Origin of the sequence: Synechococcus sp. R8-2 (assembly GCF_047461715.1) — a bacterium.
GTDB lineage: Bacteria > Cyanobacteriota > Cyanobacteriia > Thermostichales > Thermostichaceae > Thermostichus.
On record NZ_JANSHQ010000771.1, the window covers coordinates 1 to 525 of the forward strand.

At 63.6% G+C, this 525-nt stretch carries 1 pseudogene; it reads left to right on the forward strand.

What is annotated here, in order from left to right:
* Positions 1 to 466 (forward strand): annotated as a pseudogene (locus tag NW819_RS14570) (single-stranded-DNA-specific exonuclease RecJ); the annotation flags it as partial.
* Positions 467 to 525 lie beyond the last annotated feature (59 nt).

Consider the following 525-nt stretch of genomic DNA (forward strand, 5'->3'; position numbering starts at 1 on the left):
TACGGCCCGCTATCGCGAACGGCGGTACCTGACTCTCCACTACGACCGTCCCCAAGCCGGCCACCGCTATGATCAACTCTGGTTGTGGAGCTGGCCCCCTTCTCTGGATCACCTCAAGTGGCTGCTCTGTTGCACCCCCAGCAGCGAGCTGTTGATTGCCGTCCATCAGCAAGCGGTGCCCCTGCCCTCCGCTGCCAGCTTGCAACGCCAGCTCCGCCAATACCTGCAAACCCGCAGCCAGGTGGATCTGCTGCGCTTGGCCCAGCAGTGGTGGCTGTCTCCGGCAGTGTTGGTGGCAGGATTACGCTCCCTGGGGTACGCCTGCCCAGATTTTGGCCCCACGGGATCCCTCGGCGAAGAACTGGAAGCCCAGCAAGCTTGGTACAGCAGCTCCTGGCAGCAAGTTGCCGCCCTGCTTCAGGGATCCCACCTGGATTCTTCTGCTGCAGAGGCCCATGGGGATTAAACTGCTGCTCGGCTCCGACTACCACGGCAGCGCTCGGCTGATCCGGCAGGCCCTTGCCC